Here is a 22,632-nt window from a genome sequence, read left to right as displayed (position 1 = left end):
AAAAGTAAAAAAGTGTCCGTAACGTGGCGTAAACGGCAATGACTGGTTAGCATAAATCTATTACGCGGCATGACGCTGCATTGATGTATTTACACTTAGAGGATGCGCTTGTGGAAAAAGCCAAACAAGTTACCTGGCGGCTGTTGGCTGCCGGTGTCTGTCTGCTGACGGTCAGCAGCGTGGCGCGAGCCGACTCACTGGATGAGCAGCGTAGCCGTTACGCGCAAATCAAGCAGGCCTGGGATAATCGACAAATGGATGTGGTCGAACAAATGATGCCTGGACTGAAGGATTATCCGCTTTATCCCTACCTGGAATACCGCCAGATCACCGATGATCTGATGAATCAACCGGCGGTGACGGTCACTAACTTTGTTCGCGCTAACCCCACGCTTCCTCCCGCTCGCACGCTGCAATCTCGTTTCGTCAATGAACTGGCGCGGCGTGAAGACTGGCGTGGCTTGTTAGCCTTTAGCCCGGAAAAGCCCGGAACTACCGAAGCGCAATGTAATTACTACTATGCGAAATGGAACACCGGGCAGAGTGAAGAAGCCTGGCAAGGGGCGAAAGAGCTGTGGCTAACCGGCAAGAGCCAGCCTAACGCCTGTGACAAGTTATTTAGCGTCTGGCGTGCGTCAGGTAAACAAGATCCGCTGGCGTATTTAGAGCGTATCCGTCTGGCGATGAAAGCGGGTAACACTGGCCTGGTAACAGTGCTGGCAGGGCAGATGCCTGCCGATTACCAGACTATCGCCTCGGCAATCATTTCACTGGCGAACAACCCTAATACGGTACTGACCTTCGCGCGTACAACCGGAGCGACCGATTTTACCCGTCAAATGGCAGCGGTGGCGTTTGCCAGTGTGGCGCGGCAGGATGCTGAAAATGCACGGCTGATGATCCCGTCGCTTGCCCAGGCGCAGCAGCTTAATGAAGATCAGATTCAGGAGCTGCGCGATATCGTCGCCTGGCGTTTGATGGGCAACGATGTCACCGACGAGCAGGCGAAATGGCGCGATGACGCCATTATGCGCTCGCAATCCACGTCGTTGATTGAACGCCGTGTGCGAATGGCACTTGGCACCGGCGATCGTCGCGGCCTGAATACCTGGCTGGCGCGTCTGCCGATGGAAGCAAAAGAGAAAGATGAATGGCGTTACTGGCAGGCGGATTTATTGCTGGAACGCGGACGTGAAGCTGAAGCGAAAGAGATTTTGCATCAACTCATGCAACAGCGTGGTTTCTACCCGATGGTTGCAGCACAACGCATCGGAGAAGAGTATGAGCTGAAGATTGATAAAGCGCCGCAGAATGTTGACAGCGCCCTGACTCAGGGGCCGGAGATGGCGCGCGTGCGCGAGTTGATGTACTGGAATCTCGATAACACCGCGCGTAGCGAGTGGGCCAATCTGGTGAAGAGCAAGTCAAAAACAGAGCAGGCTCAACTGGCTCGGTATGCTTTCAATAACCAATGGTGGGATCTTAGCGTTCAGGCAACGAGCGCCGGGAAGCTTTGGGATCATCTGGAAGAGCGATTCCCGCTGGCTTACAACGATCTTTTCAAACGTTACACCAGTGGGAAAGAGATCCCGCAAAGCTATGCGATGGCGATTGCCCGTCAGGAGAGCGCCTGGAATCCGAAAGTGAAATCACCGGTAGGGGCCAGCGGCCTGATGCAGATTATGCCTGGTACAGCGACCCATACGGTGAAGATGTTCTCTATTCCTGGTTATAGCAGCCCTGGGCAATTGCTGGATCCGGAAACGAATATCAACATTGGCACCAGTTACCTGCAATATGTTTATCAGCAGTTTGGCAATAACCGTATTTTCTCCTCAGCAGCTTATAACGCCGGACCTGGACGGGTGCGAACCTGGCTTGGCAACAGCGCCGGGCGTATCGACGCAGTGGCATTTGTCGAGAGTATTCCGTTCTCCGAGACGCGCGGTTATGTGAAGAACGTGCTGGCTTATGACGCTTACTACCGTTATTTCATGGGGGATAAACCGACGTTGATGAGCGCCACGGAATGGGGACGTCGTTACTGATCCGCACGTTTATGATATGCTATCGTACTCTTTAGCGAGTACAACCGGGGGAGGCATTTTGCTTCCCCCGCTAACAATGGCGACATATTATGGCCCAACAATCACCCTATTCAGCAGCGATGGCAGAACAGCGTCACCAGGAGTGGTTACGTTTTGTCGACCTGCTTAAGAATGCCTACCAAAACGATCTCCATTTACCGTTGTTAAACCTGATGCTGACGCCAGATGAGCGCGAAGCGTTGGGGACTCGCGTGCGTATTGTCGAAGAGCTGTTGCGTGGCGAAATGAGTCAGCGTGAGTTAAAAAATGAACTCGGCGCGGGCATCGCGACGATTACGCGTGGATCTAACAGCCTGAAAGCCGCGCCCGTGGAGCTGCGCCAGTGGCTGGAAGAGGTGTTGCTGAAAAGCGATTGATTTTGTAGGCCTGATAAGACGCGGCAGCGTCGCATCAGGCATCGTGCACCGAATGCCGGATGCGGCGTGAACGCCTTATCCGTCCTACAATGCCTGATACACGGCATTGTGAAACGGACTCAGCGCCAGGATCACCGCCTGGTGATAGACGCTGGCGCGAGTGAGTTTCCCGGCGGTAAACACGCCGATCGCCCCTTCCTTACGACCAATCTCATCAATACCGGTATAACGCGACATCACGGGACCAAGCGCCTCACCTTCACGCACTTTCTGCAGAATCACCGCAGGTAACGGCAAAGTAGCCGAACGCGCCTCGCCGCGCTGGCTGGTGTTTTCAATCACCACCCAACTGAAAGTGCTGTCACCATCGATGCCAGCTTCAATCGCCACCCAAAAATCAGCCTCTGGAAGTAAACGGCGGGCATTTGCTACCCGATTTCGTGCGCCAGCGCGCGTTTCCTCACTGCCAAAGGGCTGTTCCGGTACACCGCTCTCGACGGCAACGGATGCAATATGGCAGGATCCTTCGCCGAAGATCTCGTGAAATGCCTGCAGAATGGCCTGAATTTTAGCGGGATTGGTGGTCGCACAGACAACTTGGTGCATAATCAGCATTACTCAGAAAATTAACGTTACAGCAGTATACGGAAAAAAAGCATGTTACAGGTATACCTAGTCCGCCACGGTGAAACGCAGTGGAACGCCGAGCGACGTATTCAGGGCCAGTCTGACAGCCCGCTGACCGCCAAAGGTGAGCAACAGGCGATGCAGGTGGCAACCCGTGCCAAAGAGCTTGGCATTACGCATATTATCAGTAGCGATTTAGGACGCACCCAGCGTACGGCGGAAATCATCGCCCAGGCCTGCGGCTGTGACATCATCTTTGATTCTCGCCTGCGTGAATTAAACATGGGTGTGCTGGAAAAAAGACATATCGATTCTCTGACCGAAGAAGAAGAGAACTGGCGTCGGCAGCTGGTCAATGGCACCGTTGACGGGCGTATTCCTGAAGGCGAGTCAATGCAGGAGCTCAGCGGTCGCGTCAATGCGGCACTGGAATCTTGCCGGGACTTACCGCAGGGAAGCCGACCGCTGCTGGTGAGCCATGGTATTGCACTGGGATGTCTGGTGAGTACGATTCTCGGATTACCAGCATGGGCAGCGCGCCGCTTACGTCTGCGTAACTGTTCTATTTCGCGCGTGGATTATCAGGAAAGCCTGTGGCTGGCGTCTGGCTGGGTCGTTGAAACCGCAGGGGACATCTCGCATCTGGACGCCCCTGCATTAGATGAGCTGCAGCGTTAACGGCGGATAGGAATCAGCAGTTCACAGCGCAGATTAATTGGGCGATCTCCCGCTTTGGCGTCTTCTGCCGGGTAGTATCGCTCAATATCCTGACCTTTACGGCGCGTCAGGTTGAGCATTGGCATGCACGTTCCGTATACCGTCAGGATAAACTCCTGCACGCCGGTTCCCAGACCTTCATAGGTAAACATCACATATTCGCCGCCCTGCAGCATCACCGGATGCCCCGTCAGTACATAGCCATCTGCCTGATCCTGGGCTAACGCGGTGGTATAGAATACCTCTTGTTCGTCGTCTTTATCCTGACTCGGACGCGTTTCATTCAGGCCGTAGAGCACTGGCGGAATGGTCGGCGCGTTGCCGAGAAAATCGTGCCAGAACTGATAACGCATTTCATGGCGGAAATCAGAGATTTGCTCCAGCGAACAGGAGTAGCTCTGGGTAACACCAATCAGCGGCGTATCTTCCAGGGTGACAAATTTGTGCTCTGGCATTGTGAATTCACCCAGACGTAGCGGCGGGCGAATACCAAAGGCGCTCCATTCAGGAGAACGGCGGTAAAGTGCAGGAGTCTGGGCAAACTGCTTCTTGAATGCGCGGGTAAATGTCTGTTGAGAGTCGAAGCGGTATTGCAGCGCGATGTCCAGAATCGGACGCGCAGTCAGGCGTAGTGCGACCGCCGATTTCGACAAACGACGAGCACGAATATACGCGCCAATAGCATGGCCAGTGACATCTTTAAACATTCTCTGTAAGTGCCACTTGGAATAACCTGCTTTCGCCGCTACATTGTCGAGCGACAGGGGCTGATCCAGATGACCTTCCAGCCAGATTAAAAGGTCGCGAATAATGCCGGCCTGATCCATAAAATATCCTCATCCTTTCAACAACGAGCACCTGACATCAGGTAATTGGATAATAGCATTTTTTGCTGTTTTAGCATTCAGTGTTTTTTTCTTAGTAGAGTATGTTTTAGGGCTTGACGGAAATAAAAGTATTGAGATTTTGTTCTTAATCAATATGTTATTTACCGTGACGAACTAATTGCTCGTGTAATAGATAAAAATGGTAACAATATGAAATACAAGCATTTGATCCTGTCTTTAAGCCTGATAATGCTGGGGCCATTGGCTCATGCAGAAGAGATTGGTTCGGTCGACACCGTATTTAAAATGATCGGCCCGGATCACAAAATTGTTGTGGAAGCCTTTGACGATCCCGATGTGAAAAATGTCACCTGTTATGTGAGCCGGGCGAAAACAGGTGGTATTAAAGGGGGATTGGGTCTGGCGGAAGATACCTCCGATGCGGCTATTTCTTGTCAGCAAGTCGGGCCGATTGAACTGTCGGATCGTATTAAAAACGGCAAAGCTCAGGGCGAGGTAGTATTCAAAAAACGCACGTCCCTGGTCTTTAAGTCGTTACAGGTCGTGCGCTTTTATGACGCCAAACGCAACGCGCTCGCTTATCTGGCTTACTCCGACAAAGTTGTAGAAGGTTCGCCGAAAAACGCGATTAGCGCGGTTCCTGTCATGCCGTGGCGGCAATAACAGAGGCGATTTATACAACGGGAAACGGTCTGGTTAGTGGAAGATGAGCAAGGGATAGCCGACACGCTGGTCTACATGTTGCAGCAGGAAGGTTTTGCCGTCGAGGTCTTTGAGCGAGGCTTGCCGGTGCTGGATAAAGCTCGCCAGCTGGTTCCCGACGTCATGATTCTCGACGTTGGTTTGCCTGATATCAGCGGCTTTGAATTGTGCAGCCAGTTACTGGCGCTCCATCCGGCGTTACCTGTACTGTTCCTGACGGCCCGAAGTGAAGAGGTCGATCGCCTGCTTGGGCTGGAAATTGGCGCTGACGACTATGTGGCTAAACCGTTTTCACCCCGCGAAGTGTGCGCCAGGGTGCGCACCTTACTGCGTCGGGTGAAGAAGTTCTCGTCGCCGTCTCCCGTCATCCGTATTGGTCATTTTGAATTGAATGAACCCGCGGCGCAGATCAGCTGGTTTGACACGCCATTAACGCTGACGCGGTATGAGTTTTTATTGCTGAAGACGTTACTCAAGTCGCCAGGCCGCGTCTGGTCCCGCCAGCAACTGATGGATAGCGTGTGGGAAGATGCGCAGGACACCTACGATCGCACCGTTGATACCCACATTAAAACGTTGCATGCCAAGCTGCGTGCCATCAACCCCGATCTTTCACCGATTAATACTCATCGCGGCATGGGATATAGCCTGAGGGGCCTGTAATGCGTATCGGCATGCGGTTGCTGCTGGGCTATTTTTTACTGGTGGCGGTGGCGGCCTGGTTCGTACTGGCTATTTTTGTCAAAGAAGTTAAACCGGGCGTGCGAAGAGCAACGGAGGGGACGTTGATCGACACCGCAACGTTGCTGGCGGAGCTGGCGCGTCCCGATTTGCTCTCTGGGGACCCAACGCATGGGCAACTGGCGCAGGCGTTTAATCAGCTACAACATCGTCCGTTTCGCGCCAATATCGGTGGCATTAACAAAGTGCGCAATGAATATCATGTCTATATGACCGATTCGCAGGGTAAAGTATTGTACGATTCGGCAAATAAAGCCGTTGGGCAGGATTATTCGCGCTGGAATGACGTCTGGCTAACGTTGCATGGTCAGTATGGTGCGCGCAGCACGTTGCAAAATCCTGCCGATCCCGAAAGTTCGGTGATGTATGTTGCCGCGCCGATTATGGACGGCTCGCGGCTTATTGGCGTTTTGAGCGTAGGCAAACCGAACGCGGCGATGGCTCCGGTCATTAAGCGTAGCGAGCGGCGAATTTTATGGGCCAGCGCCATTTTGCTGGGGATTGCACTGGTGATTGGCGCAGGCATGGTTTGGTGGATCAACCGCTCCATTGCCCGGCTCACTCGCTATGCCGATTCCGTCACTGACAATAAGCCCGTTCCTCTTCCTGAACTCGGCAGTAGCGAGTTGCGTAAGCTTGCGCAGGCGCTGGAAAGTATGCGCGTGAAGCTGGAAGGGAAAAACTATATTGAGCAGTATGTTTATGCGTTAACCCATGAGCTAAAAAGCCCACTGGCGGCGATTCGTGGCGCGGCGGAAATTTTACGCGAAGGTCCGCCACCGGAAGTGGTGGCTCGTTTTACCGACAACATTCTGACGCAAAATGCGCGTATGCAGGCATTGGTAGAAACGTTACTACGCCAGGCAAGACTGGAGAATCGTCAGGAAGTCGTTCTGACTGTTGTTGATGTGGCGGCATTATTTCGCCGCGTCAGCGAAGCGCGCACCGTGCAGTTGGCAGAAAAAAACATCACTCTACATGTTATGCCCACTGAGGTTAATGTTGTTGCTGAACCGGCGTTACTGGAGCAGGCGCTGGGGAATTTACTGGATAACGCCATCGATTTTACCCCCGAGAGCGGTCGCATAACGCTAAGCGCCGAAGTGGATCAGGAACACGTCGCCCTTAAGGTGCTGGATACCGGTAGTGGTATTCCTGACTACGCGCTGTCACGTATTTTTGAACGCTTTTACTCTTTGCCGCGTGCAAATGGGCAAAAAAGCAGCGGTCTGGGGTTGGCGTTCGTCAGTGAGGTCGCCCGTTTGTTTAACGGCGAAGTCACGCTGCGCAACGTGCAGGAAGGTGGCGTGCTGGCCTCGCTTCGACTTCACCGTCACTTCACATAGCTTCAAATTCTTCCCACATAGCCTTCGTATCCTGCTGCCATTGCAAAGGAGAAGACTATGTTGAAATCCCCCCTGTTCTGGAAAATGACCACCTTGTTTGGTGCAGTATTGCTGTTGTTGATTCCGATAATGCTGATTCGGCAAGTGATTGTCGAACGTGCCGATTACCGTAGCGATGTGGAAGACGCGATTCGCCAAAGTACCAGCGGGCCGCAAAAACTCGTTGGGCCGCTTATCGCTATTCCTGTGACCGAGCTTTATACGGTGCAGGAAGAGGATAAAACCGTGGAGCGGAAACGAAGTTTTATCCATTTTTGGTTACCTGAGTCATTGATGGTTGATGGCAATCAAAACGTGGAAGAACGCAAGATAGGGATTTATACCGGTCAGGTCTGGCACAGTGATTTAACGCTAAAAGCCGATTTCGATGTTTCGCGTCTTAGCGAGCTCAACGCGCCAAATATCATCTTAGGCAAGCCCTTTATTGTGATTAGCGTCGGGGATGCGCGTGGTATTGGTGTGGTGAAAGCGCCTGAAGTTAACGGAACGGCACTGACCATTGAACCCGGTACCGGGTTAGAGCAAGGCGGGCAGGGCGTGCATATCCCTTTACCCGAAGGGGACTGGCGGAAGCAGAACCTGCAGCTGAATATGGCACTGAATTTAAGCGGTACCGGCGATCTTTCTGTGGTGCCTGCCGGGCGTAATAGCGAAATGACCTTAACCAGCAACTGGCCGCATCCCAGTTTTTTAGGTGATTTTCTACCAGCCAAACGGGAAGTTAGCGAGTCAGGTTTTCAGGCGCAATGGCAAAGCAGCTGGTTTGCTAATAATCTCGGTGAGCGTTTTGCTTCAGGCAATGATACCGGCTGGGAAAACTTCCCCGCGTTTAGCGTCGCAGTGACGACGCCAGCCGATCAATACCAATTAACGGACCGGGCGACTAAGTACGCCATTCTGCTGATTGCACTGACTTTTATGGCGTTCTTTGTTTTTGAAACGCTCACCGCGCAACGTTTACACCCAATGCAATATTTGCTGGTGGGGCTTTCATTGGTGATGTTTTATTTGCTCTTGCTGGCGCTTTCTGAACATATCGGTTTTACCGTGGCATGGATAATCGCCAGTCTGATTGGGGCGTTAATGAACGGTATTTATTTGCAGGCGGTATTGAAAGGCTGGCGCAACAGCATGTTGTTTACCCTCGCGCTGTTGTTGGGAACCAGTGTGCTGGTGGTGGCGCTGGCCGGCATGATGTTTGTGACTCGTAATATCGACTGGTATGCGTTTTCACTGCCGAAAATGAAAGCCAGTAAAGAAGTTACAATGGACGATCAATTACGTATCTGGAAATAAGGTTGAAAAATAAAAACGGCGCTAAAAAGCGCCGTTTTTTTTGACGGTGGTAAAGCCGATTAATCTTCCAGATCACCACAGAAGCGATAACCTTCACCGTGGATGGTGGCGATGATTTCCGGCGTATCCGGCGTAGATTCGAAATGTTTACGAATACGGCGGATCGTCACGTCTACAGTACGGTCGTGTGGTTTCAGCTCACGGCCGGTCATTTTCTTCAGCAGTTCAGCACGAGACTGAATTTTGCCTGGGTTTTCACAGAAGTGAAGCATGGCGCGGAACTCGCTGCGCGGCAGCTTGTACTGCTCGCCATCAGGGCCGATCAACGAACGGCTGTTGATGTCCAGTTCCCAACCATTGAACTTGTAGCTTTCAACGCTACGACGTTCTTCGCTGACAGTACCCAGATTCATGGTACGGGACAGCAGGTTGCGTGCACGAATCGTCAGTTCACGCGGGTTGAACGGTTTGGTGATGTAGTCATCTGCACCGATTTCGAGGCCGAGAATTTTATCGACTTCGTTGTCACGGCCAGTCAGGAACATCAACGCAACATTCGCCTGCTCGCGCAGTTCACGCGCTAACAGAAGACCGTTCTTACCCGGCAGATTGATATCCATGATCACCAGGTTGATGTCATATTCAGAGAGGATCTGATGCATTTCCGCGCCATCTGTCGCTTCGAAAACATCATAGCCTTCCGCTTCGAAAATACTTTTCAACGTGTTGCGTGTTACCAACTCGTCTTCAACGATAAGAATGTGCGGGGTCTGCATGTTTGCTACCTAAATTGCCAACTAAATCGAAACAGGAAGTACAAAAGTCCCTGACCTGCCTGATGCATGCTGCAAATTAACATGATCGGCGTAACATGACTAAAGTACGTAATTGCGTTCTTGATGCACTTTCCATCAACGTCAACAACATCATTAGCTTGGTCGTGGGTACTTTCCCTCAGGACCCGACAGTGTCAAAAACGGCTGTCATCCTAACCATTTTAACAGCAACATAACAGGCTAAGAGGGGCCGGACACCCAATAAAACTACGCTTCGTTGACATATATCAAGTTCAATTGTAGCACGTTAACAGTTTGATGAAATCATCGTATCTAAATGCTAGCTTTCGTCACATTATTTTAATAATCCAACTAGTTGCATCATACAACTAATAAACGTGGTGAATCCAATTGTCGAGATTTATTTTTTATAAAATTATCCTAAGTAAACAGAAGGATATGTAGCATTTTTTAACAATTCAACCGTTAGTACAGTCAGGAAATAGTTTAGCCTTTTTTAAGATAAGTAAAGGGCTTTTTCTGCGACTTACGTTAAGGATTTGTAAATTCGCACCGCGTAATAAGTTGACAGTGATCACCCTGTTCGCGGTCATTTGGTCAAGAAGAGTGGCAATATGCGTATAACGATTATTCTGGTCGCACCCGCCAGAGCAGAAAATATTGGGGCAGCGGCGCGGGCAATGAAAACGATGGGTTTTAGCGAACTGCGGATTGTCGATAGTCAGGCACATCTGGAGCCAGCCACTCGCTGGGTCGCACATGGATCTGGTGATATTATTGATAATATTAAAGTTTTCCCGACACTGGTTGAATCGTTACACGATGTCGATTTCACTGTCGCCACCACTGCGCGCAGTCGGGCGAAATATCATTACTACGCCACGCCAGTAGAACTGGTGCTGCTGTTAGAGGAAAAATCTTCATGGATGAGCCATGCCGCGCTGGTGTTTGGTCGCGAAGATTCCGGGCTGACTAACGAAGAGTTAGCGTTGGCTGACGTTCTTACTGGTGTGCCGATGGTGGCGGATTATCCTTCGCTCAATCTGGGGCAGGCGGTGATGGTCTATTGCTATCAATTAGCAACATTAATACAACAACCGACGAAAAGTGACACAACGGCAGACCAACATCAACTGCAAGCTTTACGCGAACGAGTCATGGCATTGCTGACGACTCTGGCAGTGGCAGATGACATAAAACTGGTCGACTGGTTACAACAACGCCTGGGGCTTTTAGAGCAACGAGACACGGCAATGTTGCACCGTTTGCTGCATGATATTGAAAAAAATATCACCAAATAAAAAACGCCTTAGTAAGTATTTTTCAGCTTTTCATTCTGACTGCAACGGGCAATATGTCTCTGTGTGGATTAAAAAAAGAGTGTCTGATAGCAGTTTCTGAACTGGTTACCTGCCGTGAGTAAATTAAAATTTTATTGACTTAGGTCACTAAATACTTTAACCAATATAGGCATAGCGCACAGACAGATAAAAATTACAGAGTACACAACATCCATGAAACGCATTAGCACCACCATTACCACCACCATCACCATTACCACAGGTAACGGTGCGGGCTGACGCGTACAGGAAACACAGAAAAAAGCCCGCACCTGACAGTGCGGGCTTTTTTTTCGACCAAAGGTAACGAGGTAACAACCATGCGAGTGTTGAAGTTCGGCGGTACATCAGTGGCAAATGCAGAACGTTTTCTGCGTGTTGCCGATATTCTGGAAAGCAATGCCAGGCAGGGGCAGGTGGCCACCGTCCTCTCTGCCCCCGCCAAAATCACCAACCACCTGGTGGCGATGATTGAAAAAACCATTAGCGGCCAGGATGCTTTACCCAATATCAGCGATGCCGAACGTATTTTTGCCGAACTTTTGACGGGACTCGCCGCCGCCCAGCCGGGGTTCCCGCTGGCGCAATTGAAAACTTTCGTCGATCAGGAATTTGCCCAAATAAAACATGTCCTGCATGGCATTAGTTTGTTGGGGCAGTGCCCGGATAGCATCAACGCTGCGCTGATTTGCCGTGGCGAGAAAATGTCGATCGCCATTATGGCCGGCGTGTTAGAAGCGCGTGGTCACAACGTTACCGTTATCGATCCGGTCGAAAAACTGCTGGCAGTGGGGCATTACCTCGAATCTACCGTCGATATTGCTGAGTCCACCCGCCGTATTGCGGCAAGCCGCATTCCGGCTGATCACATGGTGTTGATGGCAGGTTTCACCTCCGGTAATGAAAAAGGCGAACTGGTGGTACTTGGACGTAACGGTTCCGACTACTCCGCGGCGGTGCTGGCTGCCTGTTTACGCGCCGATTGTTGCGAGATTTGGACGGACGTTGACGGGGTCTATACCTGCGACCCGCGTCAGGTGCCCGATGCGAGGTTGTTGAAGTCGATGTCCTACCAGGAAGCGATGGAGCTTTCCTACTTCGGCGCTAAAGTTCTTCACCCCCGCACCATTACCCCCATCGCCCAGTTCCAGATCCCTTGCCTGATTAAAAATACCGGAAATCCTCAAGCACCAGGTACGCTCATTGGTGCCAGCCGTGATGAAGACGAATTACCGGTCAAAGGCATTTCCAATCTGAATAATATGGCAATGTTCAGCGTTTCTGGTCCGGGGATGAAAGGAATGGTCGGCATGGCGGCGCGCGTCTTTGCTGCAATGTCACGCGCCCGTATTTCCGTGGTGCTGATTACGCAATCATCTTCCGAATACAGTATCAGTTTCTGCGTTCCACAAAGCGACTGTGTGCGAGCTGAACGGGCAATGCAGGAAGAGTTCTACCTGGAACTGAAAGAAGGCTTACTGGAGCCGCTGGCGGTGACGGAACGGCTGGCCATTATCTCGGTGGTAGGTGATGGTATGCGCACCTTGCGTGGGATCTCGGCGAAATTCTTTGCCGCGCTGGCCCGCGCCAATATCAACATTGTCGCCATTGCTCAGGGATCTTCTGAACGCTCAATCTCTGTCGTGGTAAATAACGATGATGCGACCACTGGCGTGCGCGTTACTCATCAGATGCTGTTCAATACCGATCAGGTTATCGAAGTGTTTGTGATTGGCGTCGGTGGCGTTGGCGGTGCGCTGCTGGAGCAACTGAAGCGTCAACAAAGCTGGCTGAAGAATAAACATATCGACTTACGTGTCTGCGGTGTTGCCAACTCGAAGGCACTGCTCACCAATGTGCATGGCCTAAATCTGGAAAACTGGCAGGAAGAACTGGCGCAAGCCAAAGAGCCGTTTAATCTCGGGCGCTTAATTCGCCTCGTGGAAGAATATCATCTGCTGAACCCGGTCATTGTTGACTGCACCTCCAGCCAGGCAGTGGCGGATCAATATGCCGACTTCTTGCGCGAAGGTTTCCACGTTGTCACGCCGAACAAAAAGGCCAACACCTCGTCGATGGATTACTACCATCTGTTGCGTCATGCGGCGGAAAAATCGCGGCGTAAATTCCTCTATGACACCAACGTTGGGGCTGGATTACCGGTTATTGAGAACCTGCAAAATCTGCTCAATGCTGGTGATGAATTGATGAAGTTCTCCGGCATTCTTTCAGGTTCGCTTTCTTATATCTTCGGCAAGTTAGACGAAGGCATGAGTTTCTCCGAGGCGACTACTCTGGCGCGGGAAATGGGTTATACCGAACCGGATCCGCGAGATGATCTTTCTGGTATGGATGTAGCGCGTAAGCTATTGATTCTCGCTCGTGAAACGGGACGTGAACTGGAGCTGGCGGATATTGAAATTGAACCTGTGCTGCCCGCAGAGTTTAACGCTGAGGGTGATGTTGCCGCTTTTATGGCGAATCTGTCACAGCTCGACGATCTCTTTGCCGCGCGCGTGGCGAAGGCCCGTGATGAAGGAAAAGTTTTGCGCTATGTTGGCAATATTGATGAAGATGGTGCCTGCCGCGTGAAGATTGCCGAAGTGGATGGTAATGATCCGCTGTTCAAAGTGAAAAATGGCGAAAACGCCCTGGCCTTTTATAGCCACTATTATCAGCCGCTGCCGTTGGTGCTGCGCGGATATGGTGCGGGCAATGACGTTACAGCTGCCGGTGTCTTTGCCGATCTGCTACGTACCCTCTCATGGAAGTTAGGAGTCTGACATGGTTAAAGTTTATGCCCCGGCTTCCAGTGCCAATATGAGCGTCGGGTTTGATGTGCTCGGGGCGGCGGTGACACCTGTTGATGGTGCATTGCTCGGAGATGTAGTCACGGTTGAGGCGGCAGAGACATTCAGTCTCAACAACCTCGGACGCTTTGCCGATAAGCTGCCGTCAGAACCACGGGAAAATATCGTTTATCAGTGCTGGGAGCGTTTTTGCCAGGAGCTTGGCAAGCAAATTCCAGTGGCGATGACTCTGGAAAAGAATATGCCAATCGGTTCGGGCTTAGGCTCCAGCGCCTGTTCGGTGGTCGCGGCGCTGATGGCGATGAATGAACACTGTGGCAAGCCGCTTAATGACACTCGTTTGCTGGCTTTGATGGGCGAGCTGGAAGGACGAATCTCCGGCAGCATTCATTACGACAACGTGGCACCGTGTTTTCTTGGTGGTATGCAGTTGATGATCGAAGAAAACGACATCATCAGCCAGCAAGTGCCAGGGTTTGATGAGTGGCTGTGGGTGCTGGCGTATCCGGGGATTAAAGTCTCAACGGCAGAAGCCAGGGCTATTTTACCGGCGCAGTATCGCCGCCAGGATTGCATTGCGCACGGGCGACATCTGGCTGGCTTCATTCACGCCTGCTATTCCCGTCAGCCTGAGCTTGCCGCGAAGCTGATGAAAGATGTTATCGCTGAACCCTACCGTGAACGGTTACTGCCTGGCTTCCGGCAGGCGCGGCAGGCGGTTGCGGAAATCGGCGCGGTAGCGAGCGGTATCTCCGGCTCCGGCCCGACCTTGTTCGCTCTGTGTGACAAGCCGGATACCGCCCAGCGCGTTGCCGACTGGTTGGGTAAGAACTACCTGCAAAATCAGGAAGGTTTTGTTCATATTTGCCGGCTGGATACGGCGGGCGCACGAGTACTGGAAAACTAAATGAAACTCTACAATCTGAAAGATCACAATGAGCAGGTCAGCTTTGCGCAAGCCGTAACCCAGGGGTTGGGCAAAAATCAGGGGCTGTTTTTTCCGCACGACCTGCCGGAATTCAGCCTGACTGAAATTGATGAGATGCTGAAGCTGGATTTTGTCACCCGCAGTGCGAAGATCCTCTCGGCGTTTATTGGTGATGAAATCCCGCAGGAAATCCTGGAAGAGCGCGTGCGCGCGGCGTTTGCCTTCCCGGCTCCGGTCGCCAATGTTGAAAGCGATGTCGGTTGTCTGGAATTGTTCCACGGGCCAACGCTGGCATTTAAAGATTTCGGCGGTCGCTTTATGGCACAAATGCTGACCCATATTGCGGGCGATAAGCCAGTGACCATTCTGACCGCGACCTCCGGTGATACCGGAGCGGCAGTGGCTCATGCTTTCTACGGTTTACCGAATGTGAAAGTGGTTATCCTCTATCCACGAGGCAAAATCAGTCCACTGCAAGAAAAACTGTTCTGTACATTGGGCGGCAATATCGAAACTGTTGCCATCGACGGCGATTTCGATGCCTGTCAGGCGCTGGTGAAGCAGGCGTTTGATGATGAAGAGCTGAAAGTGGCGCTGGGGTTAAACTCAGCTAACTCGATTAACATCAGCCGTTTGCTGGCGCAGATTTGCTACTACTTTGAAGCAGTTGCGCAGCTGCCGCAGGAAGCGCGCAACCAGCTGGTTGTCTCGGTGCCAAGCGGAAACTTCGGCGATTTGACGGCGGGTCTGCTGGCGAAGTCACTCGGTCTGCCGGTGAAACGTTTTATTGCTGCGACCAACGTGAACGATACCGTGCCACGTTTCCTGCACGACGGTCAGTGGTCACCCAAAGCGACTCAGGCGACGTTATCCAACGCGATGGACGTGAGTCAGCCGAACAACTGGCCGCGTGTGGAAGAGTTGTTCCGCCGCAAAATCTGGCAACTGAAAGAGCTGGGTTATGCAGCCGTGGATGATGAAACCACGCAACAGACAATGCGTGAGTTAAAAGAACTGGGCTACACCTCGGAGCCGCACGCTGCCGTAGCGTATCGTGCGCTGCGTGACCAGTTGAATCCAGGCGAATATGGCTTGTTCCTCGGCACCGCGCATCCGGCGAAATTTAAAGAGAGCGTGGAAGCGATTCTCGGTGAAACGTTGGATCTGCCAAAAGAGCTGGCAGAACGTGCTGATTTACCCTTGCTTTCACATAATCTGCCCGCCGATTTTGCTGCGTTGCGTAAATTGATGATGAATCATCAGTAAAATCTATTCATTATCTCAATCAGGCCGGGTTTGCTTTTATGCATCCCGGCTTTTTTATGAAGAAATTATGGAGAAAAACGACAGGGAAAAAGGAGAAATTCTCAATAAATGCGGTAACTTAGAGATTAGGATTGCGGAGAATAACAACCGTCGTTCTCATCGCGTAATCTCCGGATATCGACCCATAACGGGCAATGATAAAAGGAGTAACCTGTGAAAAAGATGCAATCTATCGTACTCGCACTTTCCCTGGTTCTGGTCGCTCCCATGGCAGCACAGGCTGCGGAAATTACGTTAGTCCCGTCAGTAAAATTACAGATAGGCGATCGTGATAATCGTGGCTATTACTGGGATGGAGGTCACTGGCGCGACCACGGCTGGTGGAAACAACATTATGAATGGCGAGGCAATCGCTGGCACCCACACGGACCGCCGCCACCGCCGCGCCACCATAAGAAAGCTCCTCATGATCATCACGGCGGTCATGGTCTAGGCAAACATCACCGCTAAATGACAAATGCCGGGTAACAATCCGGCATTCAGCGCCTGATGCGACGCTGGCGCGTCTTATCAGGCCTACGTGAATTCTGCAATATATTGAATCTGCATGCTTTTGTAGGCCGGATAAGGCGTTCACGCCGCATCCGGCATTGACTGCAAACTTAACGCTGCTCGTAGCGTTTAAACACCAGTTCGCCATTGCTGGAGGAAGCTTCATCAAAGAAGTAACCTTCGCTATTAAAACCAGTCAGTTGCTCTGGTTTGGTCAGCCGATTTTCAATAATGAAACGACTCATCAGACCGCGTGCTTTCTTAGCGTAGAAGCTGATGATCTTAAATTTGCCGTTCTTCTCATCGAGGAACACCGGCTTGATAATCTCGGCATTCAATTTCTTCGGCTTCACCGATTTAAAATACTCATCTGACGCCAGATTAATCACCACATTATCGCCTTGTGCTGCGAGCGCCTCGTTCAGCTTGTTGGTGATGATATCTCCCCAGAATTGATACAGATCTTTCCCTCGGGCATTCTCAAGACGGATCCCCATTTCCAGACGATAAGGCTGCATTAAATCGAGCGGGCGCAGTACGCCATACAAGCCGGAAAGCATTCGCAAATGCTGTTGGGCAAAATCGAAATCGTCTTCGCTGAAGGTTTCAGCCTGCAAGCCGGTGTAGACATCACCTTTAAACGCCAGAATCGCCTGGCGGGCATTCGCCGGCGTGAAATCTGGCTGCCAGTCATGAAAGCGAGCGGCGTTGATACCCGCCAGTTTGTCGCTGATGCGCATCAGCGTGCTAATCTGCGGAGGCGTCAGTTTCCGCGCTTCATGGATCAACTGCTGGGAATTGTCTAACAGCTCCGGCAGCGTATAGCGCGTGGTGGTCAACGGGCCTTGGTAATCAAGCGTTTTCGCAGGTGAAATAAGAATCAGCATATCCAGTCCTTGCAGGAAATTTATGCCGACTTTAGCAAAAAAAGAGAATGAGTTGATCGATAGTTGTGATTACTCCTGCGAAACATCATCCCACGCGTCCGGAGAAAGCTGGCGACCGATATCCGGATAACGCAACGGATCAAACACCGGGCGCACGCCGAGTTTACGCTGGCGTAGATAATCACTGGCAATGGTATGAACCACAGGCGAGAGCAGTAAAATGGCGGTCAAATTGGTAATAGCCATGCAGGCCATTATGATATCTGCCAGTTGCCACATCAGCGGAAGGCTTAGCAAGGTGCCGCCGATGACCGTTGCGAAGGTGCAGATCCGCAAACACCAGATCGCTTTAGGGGTGTTCAGGCGTAAAAAGAAGAGATTGTTTTCGGCATAAATGTAGTTGGCAACGATGGAGCTGAAGGCAAACAGAATAACCACGAGGGTAACAAACTCAGCACCCCAGGAACCCATTAGCACCCGCATCGCCTTCTGGATAAGCTGAATACCTTCCAGCGGCATGTAGGTTGTGTCGTTACCCGCCAGTAATATCAGCATGGCGCTTGCCGTACAGATGACCAGGGTGTCGATAAAAATGCCAATCATCTGGACAATCCCTTGCGCTGCCGGATGCGGAGGCCAGGACGCCGCTGCCGCTGCCGCGTTTGGCGTCGAACCCATTCCCGCCTCATTGGAAAACATACTGCGCTGAAAACCGTTAGTAATCGCCTGGCTTAAGGTATATCCCGCCGCGCCGCCTGCCGCTTCCTGCCAGCCAAAAGCACTCTCAAAAATAGACCAAATGACGTGGGGAAGTTGCCCGATATTTATTACGCAAATCACCATGCTGGTCAGCACCCAGATTATCGCCATCAACGGGACAAACCCCTGCATGAGCCGGGCGACGCCATGAAGACCGCGAGTGATTGCCAGCAGAGCAAAGACAGCGAGAATAATGCCTGTCACCAGCGGGGGAAAATCAAAAGAAAAACTCAGGGCTCGGGCAACGGCGTTCGCCTGAACTCCGCTGAAAATTATGCCGTAGGCGATGAGCAAAAAGACGGCGAACAGAACGCCCATCCAACGCATCCCCAGCCCGCGCGCCATATACCATGCCGGTCCGCCACGAAACTGCCCATTGACGTCACGTTCTTTATAAAGTTGTGCAAGGGAACATTCGGCAAACGAGGTCGCCATGCCGATAAACGCGGCAACCCACATCCAAAAGACGGCTCTAGGTCCACCGGCGGTAATAGCCAGCGCAACGCCGGCCAGGTTGCCGCTACCCACGCGCGCCGCAAGACTGGTACACAATGACTGAAATGAGGTTAAACCGCCTGGCTGTGGATGAATGCTATTTTTAAGACTTTTGCCAAACTGGCGGATGTAGCGAAACTGCACAAATCCGGTGCGAAAAGTGAACCAACAACCTGCGCCGAAGAGCAGGTAAATCATTACCGATCCCCAAAGGACGCTGTTAATAAAGGAGAAAAAATCTGGCATGCATATCCCTCTTATTGCCGGTCGCGATGACTTTCCTGTGTAAACGTTACCAATTGTTTAAGAAGTATATACGCTACGAGGTACTTGATAACTTCTGCGTAGCATACATGAGGTTTTGTATAAAAATGGCGGGCGATATCAACGCAGTGTCAGAAATCCGAAACAGTCTCGCCTGGCGATAACCGTCTTGTCGGCGGTTGCGCTGACGTTGCGTCGTGATATCATCAGGGCAGACCGGTTACATCCCCCTAACAAGCTGTTTAAAGAGAAATACTATCATGACGGACAAATTGACCTCCCTTCGTCAGTACACCACCGTAGTGGCCGACACTGGGGACATCGCGGCAATGAAGCTGTATCAACCGCAGGATGCCACAACCAACCCTTCTCTCATTCTTAACGCAGCGCAGATTCCGGAATACCGTAAGTTGATTGATGATGCTGTCGCCTGGGCGAAACAGCAGAGCAACGATCGCGCGCAGCAGATCGTGGACGCGACCGACAAACTGGCAGTAAATATTGGTCTGGAAATCCTGAAACTGGTTCCGGGTCGTATCTCAACTGAAGTTGATGCGCGTCTTTCCTATGACACCGAAGCGTCAATTGCGAAAGCAAAACGCCTGATCAAACTCTACAACGATGCTGGTATTAGCAACGATCGTATTCTGATCAAACTGGCTTCTACCTGGCAGGGTATCCGTGCTGCAGAACAGCTGGAAAAAGAAGGCATCAACTGTAACCTGACCCTGCTGTTCTCCTTCGCTCAGGCTCGTGCTTGTGCGGAAGCAGGCGTGTTCCTGATCTCGCCATTTGTTGGCCGTATTCTTGACTGGTACAAAGCGAATACTGATAAGAAAGAGTACGCTCCGGCAGAAGATCCGGGCGTGGTTTCTGTATCTGAAATCTACCAGTACTACAAAGAGCACGGTTATGAAACCGTGGTTATGGGCGCAAGCTTCCGTAACATCGGCGAAATTCTGGAACTGGCAGGCTGCGACCGTCTTACCATCGCACCTACACTGCTGAAAGAGCTGGCTGAGAGCGAAGGGGCTATCGAACGTAAACTGTCTTACACCGGCGAAGTGAAAGCGCGTCCGGCGCGTATCACTGAGTCCGAGTTCCTGTGGCAGCACAACCAGGATCCAATGGCAGTAGATAAACTGGCGGAAGGTATCCGTAAGTTTGCTATTGACCAGGAAAAACTGGAAAAAATGATCGGCGATCTGCTGTAATCATTCTTAGCGTGACCGGGAAGTCGGTCACGCTACCTCTTCTGAAGCCTGTCTGTCACTCCCTTCGCAGTGTATCATTCTGTTTAACGAGACTGTTTAAACGGAAAAATCTTGATGAATACTTTACGTATTGGCTTAGTTTCCATCTCTGATCGCGCATCCAGCGGCGTTTATCAGGATAAAGGCATCCCTGCGCTGGAAGAATGGCTGACATCGGCGCTAACCACGCCGTTTGAACTGGAAACCCGCTTAATCCCCGATGAGCAGGCGATCATCGAGCAAACGTTGTGTGAGCTAGTGGATGAAATGAGTTGCCATCTGGTGCTCACCACGGGCGGAACTGGCCCGGCGCGTCGTGACGTAACGCCCGATGCGACGCTGGCAGTAGCGGACCGCGAGATGCCTGGCTTTGGTGAACAGATGCGCCAGATAAGCCTGCATTTTGTACCAACTGCGATCCTTTCGCGTCAGGTTGGTGTGATTCGCAAACAGGCGCTGATCCTTAACTTACCCGGTCAGCCGAAGTCTATTAAAGAGACGCTGGAAGGTGTGAAGGACGCTGCGGGTAACGTTGTGGTACACGGTATTTTTGCCAGCGTACCGTACTGCATTCAGTTGCTGGAAGGGCCATACGTTGAAACGGCACCAGAAGTGGTTGCTGCATTCAGACCGAAGAGTGCAAGACGCGACGTTAGCGAATAAAAAAATCCCCCCGAGCGGGGGGATCTCAAAACAATTAGTGGGATTCACCAATCGGCAGAACGGTGCGACCAAACTGCTCGTTCAGTACTTCACCCATCGCCAGATAGATTGCACTGGCACCACAGATCAGACCAATCCAGCCGGCAAAGTGGATGATTGCGGCGTTACCGGCAATGTTACCGATCGCCAGCAGGGCAAACAGCACAGTCAGGCTAAAGAAAACGAATTGCAGAACGCGTGCGCCTTTCAGCGTGCCGAAGAACATAAACAGCGTAAATACGCCCCACAGACCCAGGTAGACACCAAGGAACTGTGCATTTGGCGCATCGGTCAGACCCAGTTTCGGCATCAGCAGAATCGCAACCAGCGTCAGCCAGAAAGAACCGTAAGAGGTGAATGCGGTTAAACCGAAAGTGTTGCCTTTTTTGTACTCCAGCAGACCAGCAAAAATTTGCGCGATGCCGCTGTAGAAAATGCCCATGGCAAGAATAATACCGTCCAGAGCGAAATAACCCACGTTGTGCAGGTTAAGCAGAATGGTGGTCATGCCGAAGCCCATCAGGCCCAGCGGTGCCGGATTAGCCAACTTAGTGTTGCCCATAATTCCTCAAAAATCATCATCGAATGAATGGTGAAATAATTTCCCTGAATAACTGTAGTGTTTTCAGGGCGCGGCATAATAATCAGCCAGTGGGGCAGTGTCTACGATCTTTTGAGGGGAAAATGAAAATTTTCCCCGGTTTCCGGTATCAGACCTGAGTGGCGCTAACCATCCGGCGCAGGCAGGGGATTTGCAGTACGGCTGGAATCGTCACGCGATAGGCGCTGCCGCTGACCGCTTTAACCCCATTTAGTGCCGCACCTACAGGGCCTCCCAGCCCCGCGCCGCGCAGCAAACCATGCCCAAGTACGCTCATTGCTGCGTGGGTGCGTAAAATGCGGGTCAGTTGGCTGGAAAGCAAATGCGACACGCCTTTTGCCAATAATTTGTCTTTCATCAGCAGCGGCAGCAGCTCTTCCAGCTCATTCACCCTCGCATCGAACGCGTGCAGAAACTCCTGCTTATGTTCCTCGTCCATTTTCTTCCAGGTATTACGCAGAAATTGTTCCAGTAACTGTTGCTCAATTTCAAACGTAGACATCTCTTTGTCGGCTTTCAGCTTCAATCGTTTTGAAACATCGAGCAAAATGGCCCGATACAATTTACCGTGTCCGCGCAGTTTGTTGGCGATACTATCGCCACCAAAATGCTGTAATTCTCCAGCAATCAGCTGCCAGTTGCGGCGATGTTGCTCGGGATGCCCTTCCATCGATTTAAACAGTTCGTTGCGCATCAGTACGCTGGAGAGGCGAGTTTTGCCTTTTTCATTATGGGTGAGCAATCGGGCGAAATTTGCCAACTGTTCCTCACTACAATGCTGAAGAAAATCCAGATCTGAATCATTCAGGTAATTAACATTCATTTTTTGTGGCTTCTATATTCTGGCGTTAGTCGTCGCCGATAATTTTCAGCGTGGCCATATCCGATGAGTTCACCGTATGACCGGAAAAGGTGATTTTTGAGACGCAGCGTTTATTGTCGTTATCACTGTTAATGTTGATCCAGTCAGTGGTTTGCCCTTCTTTTATTTCTGAAGGAATATTCAGACTCTGACTGGCGCTACGGGTGGCTGGTAATGACTCCAACTTACTGATAGTGTTTTATGTTCAGATAATGCCCGATGACCTTGTCATGCAGCTCCACCGATTTTGAGAACGACAGTGACTTCCGTCCCAGCCTTGCCAGATGTTGTCTCAGATTCAGATTATGTCGCTCA

Annotated in this window: 24 protein-coding genes, 1 pseudogene and 1 other annotated feature; of the genes and pseudogenes, 16 read left to right on the top strand and 9 right to left on the bottom strand. The window is 51.4% G+C overall.

Annotated elements, in window-relative coordinates; genetic code table 11:
• Positions 1-110: 110 nt before the first annotated feature.
• Together sltY and trpR are read left to right on the top strand one after the other, a co-directional pair.
• Complete coding sequence (gene sltY / locus BGK49_RS09475) at positions 111-2,048, top strand: murein transglycosylase (RefSeq protein WP_005025092.1); 1,938 nt, start codon at positions 111-113, stop codon at positions 2,046-2,048.
• 89 nt (positions 2,049-2,137) lie between these two features.
• Entirely contained in the window at positions 2,138-2,464 is a 327-nt protein-coding gene (trpR, locus tag BGK49_RS09470; protein ID WP_000068679.1) for a trp operon repressor, read from the top strand.
• An 84-nt stretch (positions 2,465-2,548) separates the two neighbouring features.
• Here trpR and yjjX read toward each other — a convergent pair whose 3' ends face one another.
• Positions 2,549-3,070 carry an inosine/xanthosine triphosphatase gene (gene yjjX, locus BGK49_RS09465; protein WP_001297279.1) on the bottom strand — a complete coding sequence of 174 codons (522 nt, stop codon included), beginning with the start codon at positions 3,068-3,070 and terminating at the stop codon, positions 2,549-2,551.
• A 51-nt stretch (positions 3,071-3,121) separates the two neighbouring features.
• Here yjjX and gpmB point away from each other — a divergent pair, with 51 nt between their 5' ends.
• Positions 3,122-3,769, top strand: coding sequence for a 2,3-diphosphoglycerate-dependent phosphoglycerate mutase GpmB (gene gpmB / locus BGK49_RS09460; protein WP_000942339.1), 648 nt, complete (start codon positions 3,122-3,124; stop codon positions 3,767-3,769).
• On the opposite strand, the gene robA is transcribed toward gpmB, so the two are convergent.
• Positions 3,766-4,635, bottom strand: a complete 870-nt coding sequence (gene robA, locus BGK49_RS09455) for an MDR efflux pump AcrAB transcriptional activator RobA (protein WP_000371666.1) — start codon at positions 4,633-4,635, stop codon at positions 3,766-3,768. The two genes, gpmB and robA, sit on opposite strands and share 4 nt — an antisense overlap.
• Before the next feature lie 210 nt (positions 4,636-4,845).
• Here robA and creA point away from each other — a divergent pair, with 210 nt between their 5' ends.
• Genes creA through creD form a run of 4 tightly spaced genes read left to right on the top strand, consistent with a single transcriptional unit; the run spans position 4,846 to position 8,801 of the window.
• On the top strand, positions 4,846-5,319 hold the full coding sequence (gene creA / locus BGK49_RS09450) for a protein CreA (protein WP_000875487.1): 474 nt from the start codon (positions 4,846-4,848) through the stop codon (positions 5,317-5,319).
• A gap of 12 nt (positions 5,320-5,331) precedes the next feature.
• Complete coding sequence (creB, locus tag BGK49_RS09445; RefSeq protein ID WP_024258074.1) at positions 5,332-6,021, top strand: two-component system response regulator CreB; 690 nt, start codon at positions 5,332-5,334, stop codon at positions 6,019-6,021.
• Complete coding sequence (gene creC / locus BGK49_RS09440) at positions 6,021-7,445, top strand: two-component system sensor histidine kinase CreC (RefSeq protein WP_001219621.1); 1,425 nt, start codon at positions 6,021-6,023, stop codon at positions 7,443-7,445. The genes creB and creC overlap by 1 nt, the downstream gene beginning before the upstream one ends.
• A 57-nt stretch (positions 7,446-7,502) precedes the next feature.
• The gene (gene creD / locus BGK49_RS09435; protein ID WP_000920342.1) at positions 7,503-8,801 is read left to right on the top strand and encodes a cell envelope integrity protein CreD; all 1,299 of its coding nucleotides are present in this window, start codon (positions 7,503-7,505) and stop codon (positions 8,799-8,801) included.
• Between the two features lie 59 nt (positions 8,802-8,860).
• Here the strand turns inward: creD and arcA are convergent, their stop codons facing one another.
• Positions 8,861-9,577, bottom strand: a complete 717-nt coding sequence (arcA, locus tag BGK49_RS09430) for a two-component system response regulator ArcA (RefSeq protein ID WP_001194358.1) — start codon at positions 9,575-9,577, stop codon at positions 8,861-8,863.
• A gap of 95 nt (positions 9,578-9,672) precedes the next feature.
• Here arcA and yjjY point away from each other — a divergent pair, with 95 nt between their 5' ends.
• From yjjY to BGK49_RS09390, 7 genes are all read left to right on the top strand, one after another.
• The gene (gene yjjY, locus BGK49_RS09425) at positions 9,673-9,813 is read left to right on the top strand and encodes a YjjY family protein (RefSeq protein WP_001303782.1); all 141 of its coding nucleotides are present in this window, start codon (positions 9,673-9,675) and stop codon (positions 9,811-9,813) included.
• A gap of 399 nt (positions 9,814-10,212) precedes the next feature.
• Positions 10,213-10,899 (top strand): tRNA/rRNA methyltransferase, encoded by a 687-nt coding sequence (locus BGK49_RS09420; protein WP_001223173.1) that lies wholly within the window; start codon positions 10,213-10,215, stop codon positions 10,897-10,899.
• Between the two features lie 213 nt (positions 10,900-11,112).
• Positions 11,113-11,178: a thr operon leader peptide gene (thrL, locus tag BGK49_RS09415; protein ID WP_001386572.1), complete on the top strand. Its 66-nt coding sequence runs from the start codon at positions 11,113-11,115 to the stop codon at positions 11,176-11,178.
• Positions 11,114-11,233: a sequence feature (Thr leader region), on the top strand. Its footprint overlaps the gene before it by 65 nt.
• 25 nt (positions 11,234-11,258) lie before the next feature.
• Positions 11,259-13,721 (top strand): bifunctional aspartate kinase/homoserine dehydrogenase I, encoded by a 2,463-nt coding sequence (thrA, locus tag BGK49_RS09410; protein WP_069375730.1) that lies wholly within the window; start codon positions 11,259-11,261, stop codon positions 13,719-13,721.
• A 1-nt stretch (position 13,722) separates the two neighbouring features.
• Positions 13,723-14,655, top strand: coding sequence for a homoserine kinase (gene thrB / locus BGK49_RS09405; protein WP_000241660.1), 933 nt, complete (start codon positions 13,723-13,725; stop codon positions 14,653-14,655).
• Complete coding sequence (gene thrC / locus BGK49_RS09400) at positions 14,656-15,942, top strand: threonine synthase (RefSeq protein ID WP_000781063.1); 1,287 nt, start codon at positions 14,656-14,658, stop codon at positions 15,940-15,942.
• A 213-nt stretch (positions 15,943-16,155) separates the two neighbouring features.
• The gene (locus tag BGK49_RS09390; protein ID WP_000738722.1) at positions 16,156-16,452 is read left to right on the top strand and encodes a DUF2502 domain-containing protein; all 297 of its coding nucleotides are present in this window, start codon (positions 16,156-16,158) and stop codon (positions 16,450-16,452) included.
• A 152-nt stretch (positions 16,453-16,604) separates the two neighbouring features.
• Here BGK49_RS09390 and yaaA read toward each other — a convergent pair whose 3' ends face one another.
• Together yaaA and BGK49_RS09380 are read right to left on the bottom strand one after the other, a co-directional pair.
• On the bottom strand, positions 16,605-17,381 hold the full coding sequence (gene yaaA, locus BGK49_RS09385; protein ID WP_000906153.1) for a peroxide stress protein YaaA: 777 nt from the start codon (positions 17,379-17,381) through the stop codon (positions 16,605-16,607).
• Between the two features lie 69 nt (positions 17,382-17,450).
• On the bottom strand, positions 17,451-18,881 hold the full coding sequence (locus tag BGK49_RS09380; protein WP_001112613.1) for an alanine/glycine:cation symporter family protein: 1,431 nt from the start codon (positions 18,879-18,881) through the stop codon (positions 17,451-17,453).
• A 278-nt stretch (positions 18,882-19,159) separates the two neighbouring features.
• Here BGK49_RS09380 and tal point away from each other — a divergent pair, with 278 nt between their 5' ends.
• Positions 19,160-20,113, top strand: a complete 954-nt coding sequence (tal, locus tag BGK49_RS09375; RefSeq protein ID WP_000130189.1) for a transaldolase — start codon at positions 19,160-19,162, stop codon at positions 20,111-20,113.
• Between the two features lie 114 nt (positions 20,114-20,227).
• Complete coding sequence (mog, locus tag BGK49_RS09370; RefSeq protein WP_001094682.1) at positions 20,228-20,815, top strand: molybdopterin adenylyltransferase; 588 nt, start codon at positions 20,228-20,230, stop codon at positions 20,813-20,815.
• 34 nt (positions 20,816-20,849) lie between these two features.
• On the opposite strand, the gene satP is transcribed toward mog, so the two are convergent.
• The 4 genes and pseudogenes from satP to BGK49_RS09350 form a co-directional block, all read right to left on the bottom strand.
• Positions 20,850-21,416 carry an acetate uptake transporter gene (gene satP, locus BGK49_RS09365; protein WP_000528548.1) on the bottom strand — a complete coding sequence of 189 codons (567 nt, stop codon included), beginning with the start codon at positions 21,414-21,416 and terminating at the stop codon, positions 20,850-20,852.
• A gap of 148 nt (positions 21,417-21,564) precedes the next feature.
• The gene (gene msyB, locus BGK49_RS09360; RefSeq protein ID WP_001102360.1) at positions 21,565-22,278 is read right to left on the bottom strand and encodes an acidic protein MsyB; all 714 of its coding nucleotides are present in this window, start codon (positions 22,276-22,278) and stop codon (positions 21,565-21,567) included.
• A 25-nt stretch (positions 22,279-22,303) separates the two neighbouring features.
• A pseudogene (locus BGK49_RS09355) lies at positions 22,304-22,486 on the bottom strand (DUF2541 family protein); the annotation flags it as partial.
• Positions 22,487-22,502: 16 nt separating this feature from the next.
• Positions 22,503-22,632 (bottom strand): IS1 family transposase (locus BGK49_RS09350; protein WP_001554957.1); only part of this gene is annotated, 130 nt, incomplete at its 5' end.

It is taken from the genome of Shigella sp. FC1544 (assembly GCF_001722145.1).
GTDB lineage: Bacteria > Pseudomonadota > Gammaproteobacteria > Enterobacterales > Enterobacteriaceae > Escherichia > Escherichia coli.
This window is presented reverse-complemented; position numbering and strand designations above follow the sequence as displayed.

Bases quoted from the DNA above. Each gene is read 5' to 3' on its own strand.
- satP (WP_000528548.1), bottom strand. From the start codon at position 21,416: ATGGGCAACACTAAGTTGGCTAATCCGGCACCGCTGGGCCTGATGGGC.
- thrA (WP_069375730.1), top strand. From the start codon at position 11,259: ATGCGAGTGTTGAAGTTCGGCGGTACATCAGTGGCAAATGCAGAACGT.
- gpmB (WP_000942339.1), top strand. From the start codon at position 3,122: ATGTTACAGGTATACCTAGTCCGCCACGGTGAAACGCAGTGGAACGCC.
- msyB (WP_001102360.1), bottom strand. From the start codon at position 22,278: ATGAATGTTAATTACCTGAATGATTCAGATCTGGATTTTCTTCAGCAT.
- robA (WP_000371666.1), bottom strand. From the start codon at position 4,635: ATGGATCAGGCCGGCATTATTCGCGACCTTTTAATCTGGCTGGAAGGT.
- yjjX (WP_001297279.1), bottom strand. From the start codon at position 3,070: ATGCACCAAGTTGTCTGTGCGACCACCAATCCCGCTAAAATTCAGGCC.
- creD (WP_000920342.1), top strand. From the start codon at position 7,503: ATGTTGAAATCCCCCCTGTTCTGGAAAATGACCACCTTGTTTGGTGCA.
- BGK49_RS09380 (WP_001112613.1), bottom strand. From the start codon at position 18,881: ATGCCAGATTTTTTCTCCTTTATTAACAGCGTCCTTTGGGGATCGGTA.
- arcA (WP_001194358.1), bottom strand. From the start codon at position 9,577: ATGCAGACCCCGCACATTCTTATCGTTGAAGACGAGTTGGTAACACGC.
- yjjY (WP_001303782.1), top strand. From the start codon at position 9,673: ATGACTAAAGTACGTAATTGCGTTCTTGATGCACTTTCCATCAACGTC.
- creA (WP_000875487.1), top strand. From the start codon at position 4,846: ATGAAATACAAGCATTTGATCCTGTCTTTAAGCCTGATAATGCTGGGG.
- tal (WP_000130189.1), top strand. From the start codon at position 19,160: ATGACGGACAAATTGACCTCCCTTCGTCAGTACACCACCGTAGTGGCC.
- thrB (WP_000241660.1), top strand. From the start codon at position 13,723: ATGGTTAAAGTTTATGCCCCGGCTTCCAGTGCCAATATGAGCGTCGGG.
- yaaA (WP_000906153.1), bottom strand. From the start codon at position 17,381: ATGCTGATTCTTATTTCACCTGCGAAAACGCTTGATTACCAAGGCCCG.
- thrC (WP_000781063.1), top strand. From the start codon at position 14,656: ATGAAACTCTACAATCTGAAAGATCACAATGAGCAGGTCAGCTTTGCG.
- mog (WP_001094682.1), top strand. From the start codon at position 20,228: ATGAATACTTTACGTATTGGCTTAGTTTCCATCTCTGATCGCGCATCC.
- creC (WP_001219621.1), top strand. From the start codon at position 6,021: ATGCGTATCGGCATGCGGTTGCTGCTGGGCTATTTTTTACTGGTGGCG.
- trpR (WP_000068679.1), top strand. From the start codon at position 2,138: ATGGCCCAACAATCACCCTATTCAGCAGCGATGGCAGAACAGCGTCAC.
- BGK49_RS09420 (WP_001223173.1), top strand. From the start codon at position 10,213: ATGCGTATAACGATTATTCTGGTCGCACCCGCCAGAGCAGAAAATATT.